The sequence below is a fragment of the Pseudovibrio sp. Ad37 genome (assembly GCF_001623075.1).
Classification (GTDB): domain Bacteria; phylum Pseudomonadota; class Alphaproteobacteria; order Rhizobiales; family Stappiaceae; genus Pseudovibrio.
Map to the genome: position 1 here is coordinate 1 of NZ_LMCF01000005.1, position 19,584 is coordinate 19,584.

Genomic DNA, 19,584 nt, shown 5'->3' on the forward strand with positions numbered 1-19,584 from the left:
TTGGTTTCAACCGGTGGTGGAGAGGCGACGCTGCGTGTCGCGTGACTGGAAAATCCTTTAGGGAAGGACGTGCCAGACAACGCATCAGTTAAAATTCCGCAGGTCTTATCAAGTGCCTCTAGGCGGTTACATAAAGCGTAGTGCAAAGTGAATAAAACGTCACGTTCACAACTGTTCTTCATCCGCTCGCTCAGCACCATATGCTGCACATAAGCAAGGTTCTGAAGATCAGAAACAGCAACGTTTATTTCGTCAAATTCATTCTGAAGAGTATTTGTGGCGCCACAGGCGCATGCAGTGTCGTCCATAATCAAAGCCTTTCTGACTTGGCTGTTGAATGAACCGCACGACATTGAGCTTTCGACGGCCCGCTGGCGAGCGGGAGGTTCGAAACCTGAGTCAGACAGGCGAGTTTATTCCCCCCCGAAGGAGGTGTTGTATTCACCGCCCTCCCGCTCATAGCAAAGGGTTTGCGCCTTTGGAAAAAAGGCACAAAAAATCCGCTAGTTGACGGGAGCGGTTACCGCTGACAAAGAGGTTTCGAAGCCTCGTTGTCAGGATGACCGTAGATGTATGTGGTGTCAATGGGGGGTTCTAAAGCTGGCAATTAAGTGTGAATGGATTGCAAACTCGGGTACTCCACAAAACAGCAATTGCTAAGTACTTAACCCGATAGCGGTACCCACACACTAAATCACCTTAATATATCTCACCTGAAACATAAATTAGATTAATTAATTCAAGCAATTGACTCCAGATAACGATTGCAGCCATCAACACCACCTACTTACTATTAGATTCAGATTTTATTATTTTATGAGGGCAATATGTTTAATCCTGCAGATAACCTAAAATCTGGAGACAAAGCTCGTCTTTTTCCGGTTCTTTCTGAAATTTCCAAAGAAGGACGAGCACTATCTATTCTTCTTTCATGCCTTCAAAACATACCTGAGTTTGGGCAAGCAATGCTGGCTGACCTTGGTATACGAATTGGTGCTCGCACGAAGATTGAGACTTACACTGAAGTCGTTTTTTCCGACGCAAAAAACGAGAATAGACTTAGACCAGACGGGCTGATCGTCGTCAAAACTGGTTCTAAAATCTGGACGGCTCTGGTAGAGGCCAAGATCGGCAACGCTGATCTGGATGCTTCACAAATCGAGAGCTATATGGACATTGCGAAAGCCAACAAGATCGATGCGGTAATAACAATTTCCAACCAGTTTGCTCCGTTACCATCTCACCATCCGCTCACTGTTTCAGCCGCAACCAGAAAGAAAGCTGAACTTTATCATTGGTCATGGATGTATGTACTCACAGAAGCTTCATTGCTACTCCAAGGCGATATGATTGAAGATCTTGAGCGAAGGATTATCATCAACGAGTTTGTGCGTTTCCTTACTCATACCAGCGCTGGAATTAAAAGCTTCACGCAAATGCCTGCTGCATGGACAACAATTGTCTCAGCAGTCCAAGCAGGCGGAGCAATTTCTCAAAACTCAGAGGATGCAAAAGAAGTCATCGGAGCTTGGCACCAAGAAGCCAGAGACTTGAGTTCGATCTTAAGTCGGCAACTTGGTCGCGATGTGAATATTAAGACAACAAGAGCCCACGCTATTGATCACCAAGCGCGGATTAAATCTGATATTCAGAATCTCTCTGTTGAAATGCGTTTGGAAACCACGCTTTCTGTTCCTAACGCCGCAGCCCCAGTAGAGATTTGCGCCGATCTTCAGACGAAATCCATTAGTGTTTATATGCGCCTAAAAGCACCTGAAGACAAAAAATCGACGAAAGCACGTACAAACTGGCTACTCAGACAATTGCAATCAGCTGAACCGGCAAATCTACACATTCGTCATTTCTGGCCCGGTCGCGGGCCATATGCTCAACACTCCCTCGCCGACTTGAGGCAAGACCCAGGCCTCGCATTCACAGAAAAACCAAACGCAATTGCCTCCAGTTTTGAGGTGGTGATGGTCTGTGACCTTAGCGGCAAATTTGCCCAACGGAAAAACTTTATCAGCGAGCTGGAAAGAATAGTTCCTGAGTTTTATGAGCAAGCCGGACAGAACCTCAAAGCTTGGCAACCACCAGCGCCGCGATTGAAAGAGAATAAAACAGAAGCAGACAATGTTAGCCCTCAAGCACTCGCTGAAGCTGCCGATAGCGCAGAATTTGAAACACCAGCACCCAGAGCAACCACTCAGCCACTCTGGATACCCATCACAGTCAGTAAAGCACCAGCGCCTTAGTAACCCAGTGCGCAGCCGTCTTTGCGTGGATCAGAGCCGCCAATCAGACCGCCGCCATTGGCTCGGTCAAACATGATCGCCTGTCCACCGCCGATAGGGGAAGCCACAATGGACACCTCATGGCCTAAAGCTTGCAGTGCTTCAACCGTCTCCGCTGAGACACTGGTTTCAGCTTGCAATGACAAGGACTTCTCGTCGATGAACATACGCGGGCAATCAATGGCCTCCTGCATATTCATGCCGTAGTCCAGATGGTTGGAAAGCACATGGGCATGGCCACACGGCTGATACCCGCCGCCCATCACACCAAAGCTCATATAAGGCAGTCCGTCCTTTAGAACCATCGCCGGAATGATAGTGTGCATTGGCCGCTTGCCGCCAGCAATCTGGTTTGGATGCCCCTCTTCCAACGTGAAGCACGCCCCACGGTTTTGCAAAAGCACGCCGGATTTCGGTGTCGCGAAACCAGACCCGAAGCCGTGATAAATGGAGTTGATGAGCGAAATGGCCAGACCATTCTCGTCAACCACACTCAGATAAACCGTATCAGACTTCGGTGAGAGCACCTCTTCCGGCTGCCTCGGCAACACAGCATCCGTGCGGATCAACTTGGCAAGACCGTCGATGTAGTCGCTATCCAGAAACGCCTGCGGGTCAAACTCCATCGTCTCTGGATCAGCAAGAAAACGATCACGGCCAGAATAAGCAATCTTGGCAATTTCCATCTCCAGATGGAACCGCTCTGGCCCCATTGGATCCAGATCCGCCCAGTCAAACCGCTTCATCAGCTCCAGCATAACCAGAGCTACAATGCCCTGCCCGTTAGGTGGCAATTCAGCAACCGTCACACCGCGATAGTCCGTGGTGACTGGCGTCAGATCAACGGCCTCATGCGCGGCCAGATCGTCCGCTGTCAGGTATCCACCCTTCGCCTGCACTACTGTTGCAATCTCTTCAGCAATCGGGCCGTTGTAGAACGCATCCGCTCCACTCTTTGCAACAGCTTCCAGTGTCTCAGCCAAGGGAAGGTTACGCATCATTTCGCCAACAACAGGCGCACGACCATCCTTCAAAAACAGCTCAGATGCACCTTCATCACGCTTGAGAAAGTCAACAGCACCTTTCCAGTCCGCAGCCACACGCGGGCAGACCGAGTACCCATCACGCGCATAACCAATCGCCCGCTTCAGAACCTTGTCGAATGAAAACCGTCCATGGTCTTTGAGCAGCTTCTCCCACCCGCGCAAGGCGCCCGGAACAGTCACGGCGTGAATTGAATCCACGGCAACATCAAGCAAACCATCCGCTATCAGCTTATCCGCACTCACATTTTCAGCAGCGCGCCCAGATGAATTCATGCCCGAGAGCGTCCCATCCGGCTGCGCAACAATGGCAAAGCAATCACCACCAATGCCCGTCATATGCGGTTCCACGACAGAATGAACAGCCATCGCGGCCACAGCAGCATCAACGGCAGTACCGCCCTCTCGCAAAATTTCGAGCGCTGCATTGGTTGCCAATGGATGGGATGTCGCTGCCATTGCATGTGGTGCATAAACAGCGGAGCGACCCGGAACCTGAAAATCTCTAAACACGAAAAATCCCTCTTTGTAATTACCAGTGAATCTCCGGTCCCCTAACGAAGAATTCCCCGCATCATCATCCTCTGCTAAAACAGGGTGATTCAGCAAAACCTATCAGGAAATACTTATGGTGCAATTCAATCTTGATCACGCCCGGACAATCATCTCAGCAGCACAGGCTAAGGGAAGCGAACTTGGCCTCAAACCGCTCACCGTCGCTGTACTGGATGCAGGCGGCCACCTCGTCGCGCTCGAACGTCAGGATGGCTCATCAATATTGCGCCCACAAATCGCAATGGGCAAAGCCTATGGAGCCGTAGCCGTTGGCGCAGGGTCCCGCTGGCTCAACGACAACGCCCAAAGCCGCCCTCACTTCGTGCAGGCACTCAACGGCGTTGCAGGTGGCGGCATTGTGCCAGTACCGGGCGGTGTTCTGGTCCGCAACACTGACGGCGAAATTCTAGGCGCAGTCGGCATCACCGGCGACACATCCGAAAACGACGAAGCTTCAGCCATTGCAGGCATTGAGGCAGCTGGTTTCACGGCTGACGCAGGCTGACACAACTTTACCGCAGTTGCTGGACTATATTGCGCCCAGCAACTGCACCACTCCCAAGGTTCACTTCATCTCAGATTGGTACCCATGCCCATTCGCTTTGTTATTTTTGATATGGACAACGTCCTTTACGATTATGACCACCCTTACCGTTTGAATGTCCTCGCAGACATGACCGGCAAATCTGCCGAAGAAATCGACGCCATCGTTTTTAAAGGACCAGAAGAAAACGCAGCCGAAGCAGGCACACCGCACACCGCAGCAGAATACCTCTCGCAGTATCAACGACTTCTGGGCCATCCTATTTCACGTGAAACGTGGGTCAAAATCCGCCGGGACATGATGACCGAATGGCCAGACATGCTCTCCCATGTGGAAGCAATCAAGCAAAACCACGAAGTCGCATTGCTCACCAACAACGGCATGATGCTGAAAGACGCGCTCTACGAAGTTGCCCCGGCACTTGAGCCAATCTTTGGCGATCGCGGCCACGCCTCCGCTGAATTCGGCACCCGCAAACCAGACCCGAACATCTACCTGACAGTCTGCGAGAAATACGGCTTCCAACCAGAAGAAGCACTGTTCGTGGACGACCGCCTCGACAATGTGGAAGGTGCCCGCGAAGCAGGCCTGACCGCTTACCAGTTCACCACAGAACCTGCGTTCGCCAGTTACATTCGTACACTGGGACTGATCAATGAGCAGGTTCCGGCGAATTAGAAACATCCCACTAACCGGGCATTCAGCAGACCAGCAATCTGTTCGCCTCAAAGACGGTTTCTCTCCGTAAACTTGTGCAATTGCAACAAACGCAAGTTGAGATGGAGAGAAGTCTGTACCTACGTCTGACCATAAGCTCAGCGATGCTCGCCATATTCATCGCGCTCGCTATCCTGCCATCCATCGCCTTCGCCAGCTCATCACTGGCATGGCCACGCGGCTTGATGATTGTCGCGCTGGTTTACTTTGCGCAGATCGGTGTAGGCTTATGGCTCGCCCGCATAAATCCCTGGCTGTTCAAAGAACGCACCTCGTTCCCCTCCAAGGCCCTGAAGGGAGACAAACGCGCCACTCTCATCCTGTTTGGAGTGATCTTCGTCTACTTCCTGCTCGCTGCTCTGGACGCCCACCTCTGGCACATCCTGCCTCAAACAGGAGACGTGAAACCCATACTTAGAGGCCTGTTCCTCTTCATTTGCGGTGTCATTCTCATCGTCTGGACCTTCAGCAAAAGCCCATTCGCCAAACCAACACCTCAAATTGACCTGAACGAGCAACAATGCGTCGAGAGCTGCGGGCCTTACGCACTGGTCCGCCACCCCATGTATCTCGGCCTCATGTTCTGCATCGCAGGCCTTTCCATGATACTGGGCTCAAAACTCTTCGCCATCCTCGCAATCCCACTCATCATCCTCGGCTTCCTGCCGCTGATGAGAACGGAAGAAAAAACACTCGCCAGCGATTGCGAAGGCTACACAACCTATACGCAAAAAGTCCCCTGCCGCCTGTTCCCATGGATATATTAAAAAAGCCGAAGGTGTCCCTCCGGCTTCCGTAATTCAGCAGTAATATGAATGTATCAGGCGTCTTTTTTGGCCGCCGCAAGAGCTGCAATCTGCTTTTGCATTTCTGCAAGCTGCTCTTTCAGATCAGAAATATCGCCACTGCTGGCCTGTGTTTCTGCAGGTTTAGACGCAGCTTCTTTTTCCGGCGTTTGAGCTTGCCCCGGCATATCCGCAGGATTAGCACCATCAAACGGCAGGAACATTTTCATCGCGCGGTCAAACATATCCGCATTGCGCTTCACCTGATCTTCCAGAACTTCAAAGGCAGAGGAACCGAAGTTCTGGTTCATCTGGCTGCGCAGCTTCTCTTGCTCTCGTGTGAGAGAAGACATGGAGAATTCCAGATAGCTCGGCACGAGGTTTTGCATGCTGTCACCGTAAAACCGGATCAGCTGGCGGAGGAAAGTAATCGGAAGCAGGTTCTGGCCCTTGCTTTCCTGCTCAAAGATAATCTGCGTCAGAACAGTCCGGGTGATGTCATCACCGGACTTGGCGTCAATGACGACGAAGTCATCTTCATCCTTCACCATCACCGCAAGGTCCTCGAGAGTCACATAGGTGCTGGTTCCAGTATTGTAGAGCCGCCGGTTGGCGTACTTCTTGATGATAGTGGCTTCGTTTGTCTTAGCCATCAGATTTGAGTACCTCAATGCGCTATTATGGCTGATCTGGAACACTATCCCAATTTGCTCCGGCCAGCTCCCCCCTGATCCCATATTTTTTACATACGAGATTAACTAGTAAGCCGCAGAGTAAGCTAAATCCCACCTTTCACGCTAGCGGTTTCATTGGTCTACTATGGTCTTAATTGGAATTATCGAATTCATCTGGCTTTCCCCCCTACAAATTGAATAGTCTGCCCATTAGGTATTCTACGAGTTCGAAGGATCTCTTATGCTGCATTGCACCAGCATGGCTGCCGCCTGGTGATTTGCGTGCGGATAAGAAGTCCCGCATTGCACAAATATTGGAGAATTGCACATGACCTCGCCTAATGATGTTGTAATTGTAAGCGCGACACGTACCCCAATCGGATCCTTCAACGGGTCCTATGCCAACACCCCAGCTCAAGACCTCGGCACAGCGGTTATCAAGTCAGCACTTGATCAGGCGAAAGTGGAAGCAAACGACGTCAACGAAGTCATCTTCGGCCACGTGCTCACTTCTGGCCTTGGTCAGAACCCGGCACGTCAGGCAGCGCTCAATGCTGGCATGGCAGATGATTCGACTGCTATCGTCATCAACCAGGTTTGTGGGTCAGGCCTGCGCGCTGTCGCTATGGGCATGCAGCAGATCCAGTCCGGCGATGCAGACATCATCGTTGCAGGCGGTCAGGAAAACATGACCCTGTCCCCACACTGCCAGAGCTTACGTGCCGGCGTGAAAATGGGCGACTACTCCATGACCGACACCATGCTGAAAGACGGTCTGATTGATGCGTTCCAAGGCTATCACATGGGTATCACTGCAGAAAACATCGCAGAAAAGTACCAGATCACCCGTGAAGCTCAGGACGAGTTCGCTGTCTCCTCTCAGAACAAAGCAGAAGCTGCTCTGAAAGCTGGCAAATTCAAAGACGAAATCACTCCAATCACCGTGAAAGAGCGCAGAAATGAGCGCGTGGTGGAAGATGATGAATTCATCCGCATGGGCGCTGAAATCTCCGCAATGCAGAAATTGCGCCCGGCATTCAAAAAAGACGGCACCGTCACAGCAGCAAACGCATCCGGCATCAACGATGGTGCAGCAGCTCTTGTTTTGATGAGCGCAGATGCAGCTGAAAAACGTGGCCTAACACCGCTGGCAACCATCAAGTCATGGGCAACCGCTGGTGTTGATCCTGCATACATGGGTCTTGGCCCAATCCCTGCTTCCAAAAAAGCACTCGAAAAAGCTGGCTGGGCTATCGATGACCTCGATCTCATCGAAGCAAACGAAGCGTTCGCAGCGCAGGCACTTGCCGTTGGTCAGGAACTGGGAATCGACTCAGATAAGCTGAATGTCAACGGCGGCGCAATCGCTCTTGGTCACCCAATCGGCGCGTCCGGTGCGCGTGTACTTGTAACACTTCTGCATGAAATGAAGCGCGAAGAGAAGAAAAAAGGCTTGGCAACCCTATGCATTGGTGGTGGCATGGGTATCGCACTGTGTGTTGAGAGAAAATAACCTCAACATTGGTAGTAATGTCACCTAATTGGAATAATTGAGCTTTATGGTCCCTGCGTAAAGTTCAAGTCAATTCCCTAACTAATGACGGAGTTGTCTTTGCTCCGTCATTATTATTACCTGTAACGGTGGGTTCCAATATTTTATTCCTAAGGCGGGGAGTATATCGATGAGCAGGGTAGCAATTGTAACCGGAGGAACGCGTGGCATCGGCGCAGCGATTTCCAAAGGATTGAAGGATGCAGGGTACACAGTTGCAGCAACATATGCAGGCAACACGGAAGCGGCTGATAAATTCAGCGCAGAAACCGGCATCAGTGTTTACAAATGGGATGTAGCGGACCCTAAGGCCTGTGAAGCAGGCATTGCTCAGGTGGCAGAAGAACTCGGCCCGGTCGAAGTTCTCGTAAACAACGCGGGCATCACCCGCGATGGCTGGTTCCACAAGATGGATTACGACCAGTGGTCCGCCGTGATGAAAACCAACCTCGACTCCATGTTCACAATGAGCCGCCCGGTTCTGGATGGCATGCGCGAGCGTGGCATAGGCCGCATCATCAACATTTCTTCCATCAATGGACAGAAAGGCCAGATCGGCCAGACCAACTACTCCGCAGCAAAAGCAGGTGTGATCGGCTTCACAAAAGCACTGGCGCAGGAAACAGCGCGCAAGGGCATCACCGTGAACTGCATCTGCCCAGGCTATATCGACACTGATATGGTCGCAGCTGTCCCTGAGAAGGTTCTGGAAGGCATCATCGGCCAGATCCCGGTGGGGCGCCTGGGCAAGGCAGAAGAGATCGCAGGCATGGTCTGCTACCTCGCCTCCACAGCCGCAGCCTTCGTCACCGGTTCCGTCATGACCATCAACGGCGCCCAATACGTCGCAAACGGTTAATACGCAGCGGTGAGGAACCTCCCGCTCTAAAGCGTGCATGACGATCAAACACCAAAACCGCCTCTCTACGGGGCGGTTTTTCTTATCTGGAACGCACCGACAAAATTTGGCAAGTTTGATGTGTGCAGACAATTCCGATATGACCTCTCGTTTGCATATGAACTCGGGTGGAAACGCAATGCCAGATCTTTCAACGCTGCTTCTGTTCACAGCAGCTTCCTTTGCCCTCACTGCAACTCCCGGCCCAGACATGCTGCTAATTGCCTCCCGCAGTGCAGCTCAGGGAAGACGTGCAGGCCTAGCCACCTTTGCAGGAATTGCCACAGGAACTTACTTTCATGCGTTTGCCGCAGCCTTTGGCCTTTCACAGCTCTTTCTTGCTGTTCCTATCGCTTATGATGTTGTTCGGTTTTCAGGCGCTGCTTATTTGCTGTTTCTGGCTTGGAAGGCATTCACCTCAAAATCAGAGGCCGCCAGTACAACTATTGAAAATAAGACGCACTCATCCATTCAGATGTTTCGTCAGGGCCTTCTAACTAACCTGCTCAATCCCAAGATGGTCATCTTCATCCTGGCCTTGTTTCCTCAATTTGTGAAACCTGAAGCTGGAAACGTCGCAGTTCAGATAATGATCCTTGCCACCGTGTTGAACACAGTCGGCTTCTTCATCAACGGACCTGTCATTGTCGCAGCAAATCACATGATGCGAACACTCGGAGGCAACGGAAAGCTTAAGTTTCTCGCAAATTATGTTTTAGGTGCCGTGTTCGCAGGTCTTGCAGCAAGATTAGCTTTCGAAACCCAACGCTAGCAGAAAATTAAAAAAGGCCGCCCTTTCACAGGCGGCCTTTCTTAGTTCAAGCGAAACATCACAAAAAGAAAAAGCCGCCCCGAGGGACGGCCTTTTCAAAATCAACTCGCGCTGATCGCTTCAGACTTAAGCGTCGTCTTTAGCCTGAAGGATCTGACGACCCCGGTACATACCACTCTTCAGGTCAACATGGTGCGGGCGACGAAGTTCGCCGGAATCCTTGTCTTCCACGTAAGCTGGTTGTGCCAGAGCATCAGTAGAACGGCGAAAGCCGCGCTTCATACGCGATACTTTTTTCTTAGGAACAGCCATTGTAGCTCTCTCTCTCGTCACATGCGCACGCGCCACTCAAGCGCGGCGTTAACGTGCGAAATACACAATCTCTCAGATTGGCGGGGGTTATACAGGCAAACAGAAGGATTTGCCAGTCCTTATACGAAAATAATTTCGCACTACCTCTCCGGCGCCGAAATACAGTTAAGCACTTCGCCGGCCACCTGAGCTCGGCTACGGTTTATACCGGCAAGCCTGCGATGTCCAGAGCTAGGTTTTGCAGGGTTCCTGGCAATTGGGTTTGGGAGCGCTGTAGCCAGCAAAGAGGCCTGAGTCGCAGAAAGTTTTGCAGCACTTTTCCCAAAGAAAGTTTGCGATGCAGCTTCCACTCCAAAGATCCCCGGACCCCACTCCGCAACGTTCAGATAGATCTCCAACACCCGCCGTTTCGACAGCACCGTATCGATGAGCATCGCCAGAGGAGCTTCCAGCACTTTGCGCAGATAATCTCTGTCGTTCCAGAGAAACAGGTTCTTCGCAAGCTGCATGGTGATGGTACTCGCCCCCCGAGGGCGCTTGCCTTCAAACAACTTCCAGGCCTGCCCACGCACGGCAGGCCAGTCAACACCGCCGTGAGTGCAGAAGGTAGCATCCTCGGAGACAACCACAGAACGTTGTAAATTAACGGAAATTTCTTCCAAAGGCACCCATTCTCGCCAAACGGGCTGACCAGTCACAACGCGAAACAGCATCAAACTGGAATAAGGAGGAACCACAGAATACAGCAGGGTCAGCACCACCGGCAAAGCCACAAGCACCCCGAGTGTACGCAACACCCAACGCCTGATCCTTTGCTTTAATGGCTCTGGTTTCTCCTTTGAACGCGCTTTTTTCAAGCACTCTTCTCCGATACATCTTGAGGAACCGAGACGTCTCTTTGAGTTTCAACCATAAAGCGTTCCAGAGCCTTGCAAAGTAATTTTGCATTTCCTTCAAAAGAAGATTTACGCCTCCAGACCATTCCAATCGTCCGGCGCGCATTCTTGTCGGCAATCTTGATCAGCTTCAAAGAGGTCCCGCGGTCGATATCTGCATCTACTGCAATACGTGGCACCAAAGTGACGCCGATGCCGTTATCCACCATTTGCACAAGTGTTGATAAAGATGTGGCTTGTACATCTTCATTTGCCGTCAACATACGTCCTCCCGTAGCGGCAAGGACATGGTTTCGCAAACAGTGCCCATCTTCCAGCAGCAGCAGCACCTCATCCGCAAGATCTTCCATCCTCACTTCATGGACACCAGCCAGCGCATGCGCACTCGGCACGGCCAGATAAAAAGCGTCGCTTCCGATCTCAGCAGATTCAAACCCGGTCGTGTCATAGGGCAGCGCCATCAGCGCCGCATCAATCCGCCCTTCCCGCAAAGCAATGATCAAATTGCGCGACAGATCTTCACGAAGGAACAATTGCAACTCAGGATAAAGCTCCCTGAGCTGCGGCAGAAAGCGTGGCAGCAAGAATGGCGCAACGGATGGAATCACCCCCAACCGAAACCGGCCACACAAAGGCTTGTTCTGCGCGCGGGCCCCCTGCACAAGGTCCTCTGCATCACGCAACAGCAAGGATGCTCGCTCCAGCACCTTCTCTCCTGCTTCAGTCAGCACCAACGTGCGGCCAGAGCGGTCGAGCAGCTCACATCCAAGAATGCCTTCCAACTGCTTGATCGAGGCAGAAAGCGTTGATTGTGTGATGAAACAAGCCTCCGCTGCCTTCGAAAAAGACAGAAGTTTGGCCAGCGTTTTGAAGTATTGAAGCTGTTTTAATGTGGGTAACATCGTGCGACCAGATGACACAGATCAAAGCCTATAGATTAGAATTTCTCTAAGTTTTGGCGGAATTCGGCCAATCCCAAGACAACTTAGCATGTCGTTCGAAAAAATCGATGGACTTCTTCGTTATTATCGTTTTGACCGATCAAAACAAGAGTTGCATAAAGACCCCAACGAAGATGCGTTTTTCGACATTTTCATGAGAATCACTAATCGACGCGCTCTGGCGTCATTCCATATTTAGGAGAGTACCATGCTCGGTATCGGCGAAAAGCTTCCAGAATTTGAAGTAGTTGGCGTAAAGCCTGGTTTCAACAACCACGAAGAAAACGGCGAAAGCGCATTTGAAGCAATCACTGAAAAAAGCTTCGAAGGTAAGTGGAAGGTAATCTTCTTCTACCCAAAAGACTTCACTTTCGTATGCCCAACCGAAATCGCTGAATTCGCTCGCCTTGCAGGTGAGTTTGAAGACCGTGACGCAGTTGTACTCGGCGGTTCTTCCGACAACGAATTCTGTAAGCTGGCATGGCGCCGTGACCACGCAGACCTCGACAAGCTGCCAATCTGGGCATTCGCTGACACCAACGGTTCCCTGATCGATGGCCTTGGCGTTCGCTCCCCAGACGGCGTTGCATTCCGCTACACCTTCGTTGTCGACAACGAAAACACCATTCAGCACATTTACGCAACCAACCTGAACGTTGGCCGTAACCCTAAAGACACACTGCGTGTTCTTGACGCTCTGCAGACCGACGAACTCTGCCCATGTAACCGTGAAGTTGGCGGCGACGTGATCGCAGCTTAATTCCGGAATGATCAGGACCGGAGCACATAAAGCGAAAAATCGCAGGCTCCGGTCTTTTTTAGCGTACTTCCGAAGACAATAAAAAACAGGTTTCGGAAGAGTTTATGCATCAAAAACTAAAAACCATCACTTTGCACGTGGCCCATTGCCAAAATCATTAGGAGAAACATCATGTCCATCGATTCCTTGAAATCCCGCCTTGGTGACTTTGCTAAGGACGTTCGTTTGAATCTTGGCTCTATGGGAACTGATGAATCTCTGACTGCTCAACAGAAATACGGCCTGATCGTCGCTTGCGCCATCGCCACCCGCAACGCAGACGTGAAAAAGGCCCTGATTGCAGAAGCTGCTCCGCACCTGTCCGCAGAAGCGATGAGCGCCGCCAAAGCTGCTGTGTCAATCATGAGCATGAACAACATCTACTACCGCTTCGTACACCTCTCCTCAAATGAGCAGTACGGAACCATGCCTGCCAAATTGCGCATGAACGTGATTGGCAAGCCGGGCGTAGACAAAGTTGATTTTGAATTGTGGTCGCTTGCTGTATCCGCCATCAACGGCTGTGGCATGTGCATCGATAGCCATGAAGCTATCCTGCGCAAAGCTGGAGTAACTGCCGAGATGGTGCAAACAGCTGTTCGTTTCGCATCAATCATCCAATCTGCTGCTGTCGCCCTTGAAGCATCAGAACTGGAATTGGAAGCAGCTGAATAACCACAAGCGCCTCTCCTAAGGTTTTCGCCCTGTTTAATCCCCTCCCAGGATTATTCGTGCCCGAATAACAGGCGATCCCTAAACTGGCTCCAAGAGCTAAGCCGAAGCCCCCCAGCTTCGGCTTTTCTTTGTGATGAGCCTCTAACGAACCTCATTCGGCTCGGAAGGTGTATTGAACACTCCCACAAGGATGATCAGAAGATCAACGAACGCCCACGCAGAGACAATCATTCCCAACCCCAAAGCTCCACTGACAACGGCCAGCATCCCGTTTGGATCCAACGTTTCCATCCAGTTCAGACCGCTCACAATCAGAAAAGCCGTAATCAAAGAGAGAACAAGCATCACTGCTCCGCTCAGCGGCTTACCAAGATAAAACCGATGCAGCCCCAAGCCACCCAAAAAGAGCGACAGGATCACCGTCACCACAGCAGATTTGTGCGGATTCTTGAGATAAAAGAAACCTCTTTTACTAGGCGGAATGACGGTTTGATCGCTCATAACTACGACCTCCGGTGAGCTTCGATCACACTCAGAGGCTGACACGCATTATCGATCAACACATCTCTCGAAATTTACGGCATAGAACTAGGGGTTATGAATTCTTCCTAGGCAAATCTGAAGCAACCAAGTCGCCGCCTCACAGCTGCCCTAAAAGCTCTCCCGAATAAGCAATACAATCAGCACGATCAGATCGATAAACACCCAAATGTTCGCAATCATTGCCATGCCGATGGCAACGCCGAAGCCAACCCACTCGCCTGTCGTCAGATCAGCAATCAAATTATGCCCGTCCAATCCCATCAGCAACGGGATCAGGATCAAAACTGCTGTAATGTTCAGGCAGTTGATGACAACAGCACTGCCAAGCTTGCGCAGATAAAACCGGTGGGCCGCGAACTGCCCAAGCAATAGCGCAAACAAAACGGCATAAGCTGTCGATTTACCCGGTTCGGAAAAATTGAAAATGCCCTCTCGCCGCCTTTGCGAGGGCAATGGAATATCATCAAACACCAACGACCTGCTTTCACCCATGCATTCTAAACATCGGGAAAGTAGCCAATGATTTTACTGGGCGTCAATGATCCAATCCAACAAACCCCGGAACTAATTCCGGGGCCATTTCTTTAATACAGAGCAGCTTAGGCCGTTTTTCTGCGATCATCACGATGAGAGATCATCGCCTGCTCATTGTCACCAATGAAGTCACGGATAATCGGCACAGCATCCCGTTCTTTAGACAGGATCAACTGGAACACCATGAGTCTCCCGTGCAGGAAGTTCATTTCGCAGCCTGACAGATAAAACTCCCACATTTTGCAAAAGCGCTCGTCATACAGCTCTTTGATCTTGTCTCGGTTACGCTCAAAGTTAAGGCGCCAATCTCTCAGGGTGTAATAATAGTGCAGCCGTAAGATCTCGTTATCACAGACCCAAAGACCTGTTTTTTCAATATCGGCAAAAGTCTCTGAAAGAGCAGGACAATATCCACCTGGGAAGATGTACTTACTCAGGAACGGACCCGTTACACCCGGAGGTCCACTGCGACCAATTGAGTGAATGACAGCATAGCCATCCTGTTTCAGACAGTCTCTGACCTTAGCAAAGTAAGCACCCAGATTGCCGTGGCCAACATGCTCCATCATGCCGACAGAAACAACGCGGTCAAACTCACCTTCAAACTCGTTGTAGTCCAGACAGACAAAATCAACCTTGCCCTCAAGACCGGCAGCTTTCACCCGTTCTTCAGCAATTTTGATCTGCTCGGTAGAGACATTGAGAGAGGTCACCTGCGCACCGGTCTGCGCCATGCGAATGGCCAGAGAACCCCAACCACCACCAATTTCAAGCACTGACATACCCGGCTTCAGGTCCAGCTTGGCAACCAGATGATCCAGCTTGGCCTGCTGGGCTTCTTCAAGTGTGTCTTCAGGTGTCCGGTAATAAGCGCAACTATAATTGAGCCCGTCATCCAGAAACAGCCGATACAAGTCCGTCGACAGATCGTAATGATGACGCACCTGCGCTTTGTTTTTCTTCAGGTTCAGGCCAAGTCGCCGCCGCGTATGGCCGTCTTTCATGAAGGTTAGAATTCGTTGAATAGGATGTTCTGTAAGCAGGCCATCATTCGCCATGAATACAGCAACCAGATCATTCAAAGTGTGACCCGGCTCCATGGTGATCAAGCCATCCATATAGGCTTCGGCTGCTTTCAGCTCAGGATCAATCAGAAGTGTGTAGGGAAGCTTCTGACTGTGAAAACGCAATGCAGCGGAGGGGCCGCTTTCATCGCTACCAAAAACATGCTTTTTATCTTTGGCATCAAAAATTACAAGTTGCCCTATCTGGACAAAATTCGACAAAATCTTCGAAAGTGCACGCATTTCTATTCCCCCTATCATCTCTTATAGCTGACTTACTAGGGCGCCTTATTACGAGGCTCTTATTATATGACCTTAGGTAACTTTAGATTTAACCTAAAGAAAAAAACAGCATCAAGGCAACTCCGCAGGAAATCTCAGCCGAATATTTACGGGGCGAAAATCCGCAGGAACCTTACGGAAACACTCCATTTCACTTGACGTTGAGCTGTTTTCAGGACAAACGATCAACTTGCTATCTGTCGAATAGGTAAGCACTTTCAAATCTGTTGTACTTTATTTGCTCGTTTGGGATGGGGTTCTGTGTCTGTTGCTTTAAAATCGGTCATCACCGAAACCGCTCAGTCTCTTGAAGAAAAGCTCACCTCTCTTTTAGGGGAGACAGTTCGTTCTGAGGAATTGGCCCGCCCTGAACGCTTACTGGAAGCGATGAACTATGCAGCGCTGTCCGGAGGCAAACGTCTGCGCCCGGTTCTCATGGTGGAAGCTGCCCGTTTATTCGGTCACGAAGATGAAGGCACGCTTGTAGCCGCATCGGCACTGGAATGCATTCACTGCTACTCCCTCGCCCATGACGACCTGCCTGCAATGGATGATGACGATGTGCGTCGTGGCCGTCCAACAACCCATAAGGCATTTGACGAAGCAACGGCGATCCTTGCAGGCGATGCACTGCTCACGATCGCATTTGACTTCATTGCTGATGAGCAGGTGCACCCTGACCCGGCCATCCGTCTGCGATTGTCTCGGGAACTCGCCCGCGCATCCGGCATTGGCGGTATGGCAGGCGGCCAGATGCTCGATCTGGCCTCTGAACATCGCGACAGAACAGAAGCTGAGATCCGTCAGCTACAGGCGATGAAGACCGGCGCCCTCATTCGCTATGCATGTCGTGCAGGCGCAATGCTCGCAAATGCCACAGAAGACGACATTGCTCGTCTCACCCGTTTTGGCGAAATCATCGGTCTGGCGTTCCAGCTGGCAGATGACCTGCTGGACTTGACTGGCGATGCAGAAGTGGTTGGCAAGGCAACGGGCAAAGATGCAGAAGCTGGCAAGGCGACCCTCGTCAGCCTGCTGGGTGAAAGCCACACCCGTCAAGAGCTCTCACGCTTGATTGCAGAAGCAGATGACCTGCTGGAGCCATACGGCGCAAAGGCCAACACCTTGAAGACGCTGGCCCGTTACATCGCAGATCGCGAAAGTTAAGCCGTCACTGCCTGCGCAAATTCAACATCAACCTCTGGAAGGGCGGTAATGCTGCCCTCATACCCACGAAGATAAATCAGCGTGTTGTTGTGATGCGCTCTGATTTGCTGTCCAGTAGCGTGCTCTTTGTCATGCGTGGTGTGCGCATCATTCACCAGTCGCAGGTTAAACCCAAGCGAAGCCGCACGGCGGAACGTGGTATCTACGCAAAACTCTGAAGCAAACCCGCAGATTGTCAGATCCGTAATGCCGTGCTCATCCAACAACTCTTTCAGATTGGTTTTGTAGAAGGAATCCGGTGCAGTTTTCCGCACCTTCAAATCACTGTCCGTTACAACAAGATCATCCGGCAATTCCCATCCCTCAGAACCATAAGCCAATTGATGGTTTGCACGTTCATGCTGAACAACGATAACTGGTACACCTGCTTCACGAGCTCTTGCGCTCAGTCTGTTGATACGGGCAATCGTTTCATCCCGCTCAAACGGGTGCGGCTCCACATCAAATAAGTATTTCTGGACATCAATAATAATCAGCGCGGTGCTCATCATACCCTCATTTGTTGGAGGAATAAGTCTGTCCTTCTTCCCCTAAAAATACGCCCATGAATTAGTCATAAGCAATTGTAATCAATAAATATTTTCTTTGACCTTTGTAACCATCAAACAGATAGTTGGTCCTGAAGAAGATGGACAGGAGGTCGTTACATGGATCATGAAATGATGATGGAAGGCTTCGCTCTTTGGCAAGTCGTCATTATGATCGTCTGGATATTGGTTGTTGTCATTCCAATCGCCAGAATCCTGAACCGTCTCGGCTTTTCAAGGATCTGGACCATTCTGGCTTTCATTCCCCTGGTCAACCTGATCTTCCTCTGGATCCTAGCCTACGTTCATTGGCCAGTCGAAGACAGAATGTAGCCTGCTACTTCACGCAGATGACCTGATGGTCTCCCAAAATGTCCGGCAAATTTCCGGGCATCATGAACACTGCATTCGGCGTTCCGGCAGCAGCCCACACTTCATCAAAGCTCAACAGATCTTCATCCACGAAAACCGTCAGCTCCTGTTTATGTCCCAGTGGTGGAATACCGCCAATCGAGAACCCGGTAACATTTCTGACGAACTTGGCATCAGGCCGCCCGATTGGCCCGCCGACAACTGTAGAAATAGCGTCTTCGTTAACGCGGTTCGTCCCGCTCGCCAGCACCAGAATAGCTTCCTCGGTATCCAGTTTCTGAAAAACAAGAGATTTGACGATCTGTTCCTGAGCGCAGCCCAGCGCCTGCGCAGCCTCTGCAGCAGAACGCGAAGACTCTGGCAGCTCAACAACTTTCAACCCAAGTCCACGATCATCCAAAAAACTCTGAAATTGCTTTGCACGCTTACTTTGCAACATATAACCCCTCCTCCGGCCTGTGCTTCCTTTAGATGGTGGTTGGCGCTGAAATTCCAAACCGCTCTTTTAGGAACCGGAGCGCCAATGCCTGTGCCTTGCCATTGATGGAGTGATCGAGCCCCGCTAGATCATGCGCTTCCACATCAAACCCTGCATTCTCCAGCGCCGTTTGAGCAGCACCAAGATACGCCGCCGACACCACATCATCCTCACTGCCATGCAGCAACATCACCGGAGGCCGCACAATCATCTGCTCCACCAGATGCTCAGGCCCGCCCAGAACACCTGAGAAACTCAGCAAGCCAGCCGCCTCAGAGAAACGCCGAGGTCCAACATGCAAAGCAACCATAGCTCCCTGCGAAAAGCCGCCCAACACCATGTCCCGCTCCAACAGACCATAATGCTCCAGCTCCGCATCCAGCACCCGGTTGATCAACGGCGCGGTCGCCTGCACACCAATCCAGACTTCCCGCGCATCAAACTCAGAGGCCGCAAACCACTGCCGCCCCTCAACCCAATGCGCACATGGCTCTGGCCCATTCAGGCAAACAACGGCAGTCTCTGGCAGCTCGTCGCGTAAAACACGCGCCGTCGGCTCCATATCGCCCGCATCACCACCATAGCCATGCAGCAACACCAGCAATTTACGCACTGGTGCATGGCTCGGCTCCAAGCGAATGCACTCAAGCTCATGCATACTCATTCAGCTTCTTTCATCGTCATATGACCAGCAAGATCCTGAAGCAGACCATTCTTCAAAAGGACGTTCATCATCGCACCATCATAATAGCGCTCTTCAACGACCTTGCCATCATCCCAGCGCTGCCAGCACAAACCATCAATCTGTTGCACAACATCAGCATCATCAACAAACTGGCTCAGATTGCGGAAGGCACATAAACCATGCGCCTCATCAATCACAACATCTTCGATTTTACCAATGATGGATTGCGCCGCCGAGATAAACGGCTTTTGTTTGGCACGCCCCTCAACAGCTCCATCCGCAAACAGCACATCATTGGCAAACATCTGCACAGTAGAAGCAAAAAACGCATCAAATGCTTCCAATGGCTTACCATCACGAAGCAGTTCAATCTGCTCGTTTGTCGCTGCCACAAAACTATTGGATTCCATCAAGC

24 protein-coding genes are annotated in these 19,584 nt (G+C 51.1%); 11 read left to right on the forward strand and 13 right to left on the reverse strand.

The window, feature by feature from the left end:
- The coding region (locus PsAD37_RS00790; protein WP_063294561.1) for a hypothetical protein at positions 1–308 on the reverse strand (308 nt) is incomplete at its 3' end.
- An 861-nt stretch (positions 309–1,169) separates the two neighbouring features.
- Between PsAD37_RS00790 and PsAD37_RS00795 the strand changes: the two genes are divergently transcribed.
- Entirely contained in the window at positions 1,170–2,255 is a 1,086-nt protein-coding gene (locus tag PsAD37_RS00795) for a hypothetical protein (RefSeq protein WP_153039658.1), read from the forward strand.
- On the opposite strand, the gene ggt is transcribed toward PsAD37_RS00795, so the two are convergent.
- The gene (gene ggt, locus PsAD37_RS00800) at positions 2,252–3,850 is read right to left on the reverse strand and encodes a gamma-glutamyltransferase (protein WP_063294530.1); all 1,599 of its coding nucleotides are present in this window, start codon (positions 3,848–3,850) and stop codon (positions 2,252–2,254) included. The two genes, PsAD37_RS00795 and ggt, sit on opposite strands and share 4 nt — an antisense overlap.
- Before the next feature lie 115 nt (positions 3,851–3,965).
- Here ggt and PsAD37_RS00805 point away from each other — a divergent pair, with 115 nt between their 5' ends.
- The 3 genes from PsAD37_RS00805 (at position 3,966) to PsAD37_RS00815 (ending at position 5,920) form a co-directional block, all read left to right on the forward strand.
- On the forward strand, positions 3,966–4,397 hold the full coding sequence (locus PsAD37_RS00805; protein ID WP_057464711.1) for a heme-binding protein: 432 nt from the start codon (positions 3,966–3,968) through the stop codon (positions 4,395–4,397).
- Positions 4,398–4,481: 84 nt separating this feature from the next.
- Positions 4,482–5,114, forward strand: coding sequence for an HAD family phosphatase (locus PsAD37_RS00810; protein ID WP_063294531.1), 633 nt, complete (start codon positions 4,482–4,484; stop codon positions 5,112–5,114).
- Between the two features lie 101 nt (positions 5,115–5,215).
- Positions 5,216–5,920: an isoprenylcysteine carboxylmethyltransferase family protein gene (locus PsAD37_RS00815; protein ID WP_208991604.1), complete on the forward strand. Its 705-nt coding sequence runs from the start codon at positions 5,216–5,218 to the stop codon at positions 5,918–5,920.
- Between the two features lie 53 nt (positions 5,921–5,973).
- On the opposite strand, the gene phaR is transcribed toward PsAD37_RS00815, so the two are convergent.
- A complete protein-coding gene (gene phaR, locus PsAD37_RS00820; RefSeq protein ID WP_063294533.1) occupies positions 5,974–6,591 on the reverse strand; it encodes a polyhydroxyalkanoate synthesis repressor PhaR in 618 nt (205 codons plus the stop codon).
- Positions 6,592–6,940: 349 nt separating this feature from the next.
- On the opposite strand from phaR, the gene PsAD37_RS00825 reads away from it, so the two are divergent.
- The 3 genes from PsAD37_RS00825 to PsAD37_RS00835 all read left to right on the forward strand — a co-directional run bounded on the left by PsAD37_RS00825 (position 6,941) and on the right by PsAD37_RS00835 (position 9,834).
- Complete coding sequence (locus tag PsAD37_RS00825) at positions 6,941–8,125, forward strand: acetyl-CoA C-acetyltransferase (protein WP_063294534.1); 1,185 nt, start codon at positions 6,941–6,943, stop codon at positions 8,123–8,125.
- 169 nt (positions 8,126–8,294) lie between these two features.
- Positions 8,295–9,023, forward strand: a complete 729-nt coding sequence (gene phbB, locus PsAD37_RS00830) for an acetoacetyl-CoA reductase (protein ID WP_063294535.1) — start codon at positions 8,295–8,297, stop codon at positions 9,021–9,023.
- Positions 9,024–9,201: 178 nt separating this feature from the next.
- Positions 9,202–9,834, forward strand: coding sequence for a LysE family translocator (locus PsAD37_RS00835; protein WP_063294562.1), 633 nt, complete (start codon positions 9,202–9,204; stop codon positions 9,832–9,834).
- A 126-nt stretch (positions 9,835–9,960) separates the two neighbouring features.
- Here the strand turns inward: PsAD37_RS00835 and rpmF are convergent, their stop codons facing one another.
- From rpmF to PsAD37_RS00850, 3 genes are all read right to left on the reverse strand, one after another.
- Positions 9,961–10,146 (reverse strand): 50S ribosomal protein L32, encoded by a 186-nt coding sequence (rpmF, locus tag PsAD37_RS00840; protein WP_057464705.1) that lies wholly within the window; start codon positions 10,144–10,146, stop codon positions 9,961–9,963.
- 140 nt (positions 10,147–10,286) lie between these two features.
- The gene (gene mtgA / locus PsAD37_RS00845) at positions 10,287–10,943 is read right to left on the reverse strand and encodes a monofunctional biosynthetic peptidoglycan transglycosylase (RefSeq protein WP_342633555.1); all 657 of its coding nucleotides are present in this window, start codon (positions 10,941–10,943) and stop codon (positions 10,287–10,289) included.
- 56 nt (positions 10,944–10,999) lie between these two features.
- A complete protein-coding gene (locus PsAD37_RS00850) occupies positions 11,000–11,944 on the reverse strand; it encodes a hydrogen peroxide-inducible genes activator (RefSeq protein ID WP_063294563.1) in 945 nt (314 codons plus the stop codon).
- 247 nt (positions 11,945–12,191) lie between these two features.
- On the opposite strand from PsAD37_RS00850, the gene PsAD37_RS00855 reads away from it, so the two are divergent.
- On the forward strand, positions 12,192–12,743 hold the full coding sequence (locus PsAD37_RS00855; RefSeq protein ID WP_063294537.1) for a peroxiredoxin: 552 nt from the start codon (positions 12,192–12,194) through the stop codon (positions 12,741–12,743).
- Positions 12,744–12,914: 171 nt separating this feature from the next.
- The gene (locus PsAD37_RS00860) at positions 12,915–13,457 is read left to right on the forward strand and encodes a carboxymuconolactone decarboxylase family protein (RefSeq protein ID WP_057464702.1); all 543 of its coding nucleotides are present in this window, start codon (positions 12,915–12,917) and stop codon (positions 13,455–13,457) included.
- Positions 13,458–13,598: 141 nt separating this feature from the next.
- Here the strand turns inward: PsAD37_RS00860 and PsAD37_RS00865 are convergent, their stop codons facing one another.
- The 3 genes from PsAD37_RS00865 to PsAD37_RS00875 all read right to left on the reverse strand — a co-directional run bounded on the left by PsAD37_RS00865 (position 13,599) and on the right by PsAD37_RS00875 (position 15,841).
- On the reverse strand, positions 13,599–13,958 hold the full coding sequence (locus PsAD37_RS00865) for an NINE protein (RefSeq protein ID WP_063294538.1): 360 nt from the start codon (positions 13,956–13,958) through the stop codon (positions 13,599–13,601).
- 150 nt (positions 13,959–14,108) lie between these two features.
- Positions 14,109–14,471 (reverse strand): NINE protein, encoded by a 363-nt coding sequence (locus tag PsAD37_RS00870; RefSeq protein ID WP_208859968.1) that lies wholly within the window; start codon positions 14,469–14,471, stop codon positions 14,109–14,111.
- Positions 14,472–14,599: 128 nt separating this feature from the next.
- Positions 14,600–15,841, reverse strand: coding sequence for a cyclopropane-fatty-acyl-phospholipid synthase family protein (locus PsAD37_RS00875; protein ID WP_063294540.1), 1,242 nt, complete (start codon positions 15,839–15,841; stop codon positions 14,600–14,602).
- 300 nt (positions 15,842–16,141) lie between these two features.
- Here PsAD37_RS00875 and PsAD37_RS00880 point away from each other — a divergent pair, with 300 nt between their 5' ends.
- A complete protein-coding gene (locus PsAD37_RS00880) occupies positions 16,142–17,047 on the forward strand; it encodes a polyprenyl synthetase family protein (protein WP_063294541.1) in 906 nt (301 codons plus the stop codon).
- On the opposite strand, the gene PsAD37_RS00885 is transcribed toward PsAD37_RS00880, so the two are convergent.
- The gene (locus tag PsAD37_RS00885; RefSeq protein WP_063294542.1) at positions 17,044–17,595 is read right to left on the reverse strand and encodes a cysteine hydrolase family protein; all 552 of its coding nucleotides are present in this window, start codon (positions 17,593–17,595) and stop codon (positions 17,044–17,046) included. The genes PsAD37_RS00880 and PsAD37_RS00885 overlap by 4 nt on opposite strands.
- 159 nt (positions 17,596–17,754) lie before the next feature.
- On the opposite strand from PsAD37_RS00885, the gene PsAD37_RS00890 reads away from it, so the two are divergent.
- Positions 17,755–17,967 carry a hypothetical protein gene (locus PsAD37_RS00890; protein WP_057464696.1) on the forward strand — a complete coding sequence of 71 codons (213 nt, stop codon included), beginning with the start codon at positions 17,755–17,757 and terminating at the stop codon, positions 17,965–17,967.
- Between the two features lie 4 nt (positions 17,968–17,971).
- Here the strand turns inward: PsAD37_RS00890 and PsAD37_RS00895 are convergent, their stop codons facing one another.
- The 3 genes from PsAD37_RS00895 to PsAD37_RS00905 are packed head-to-tail and all read right to left on the reverse strand — an operon-like array spanning position 17,972 to position 19,579.
- Positions 17,972–18,445, reverse strand: coding sequence for a YbaK/EbsC family protein (locus PsAD37_RS00895; protein WP_063286149.1), 474 nt, complete (start codon positions 18,443–18,445; stop codon positions 17,972–17,974).
- A gap of 28 nt (positions 18,446–18,473) precedes the next feature.
- Positions 18,474–19,148, reverse strand: coding sequence for an alpha/beta hydrolase (locus PsAD37_RS00900; RefSeq protein ID WP_208991605.1), 675 nt, complete (start codon positions 19,146–19,148; stop codon positions 18,474–18,476).
- Entirely contained in the window at positions 19,145–19,579 is a 435-nt protein-coding gene (locus PsAD37_RS00905; RefSeq protein ID WP_063294543.1) for a hypothetical protein, read from the reverse strand. Before PsAD37_RS00905 ends, PsAD37_RS00900 begins: the two co-directional genes overlap by 4 nt.
- Between the last annotated feature and the right edge of the window lie 5 nt (positions 19,580–19,584).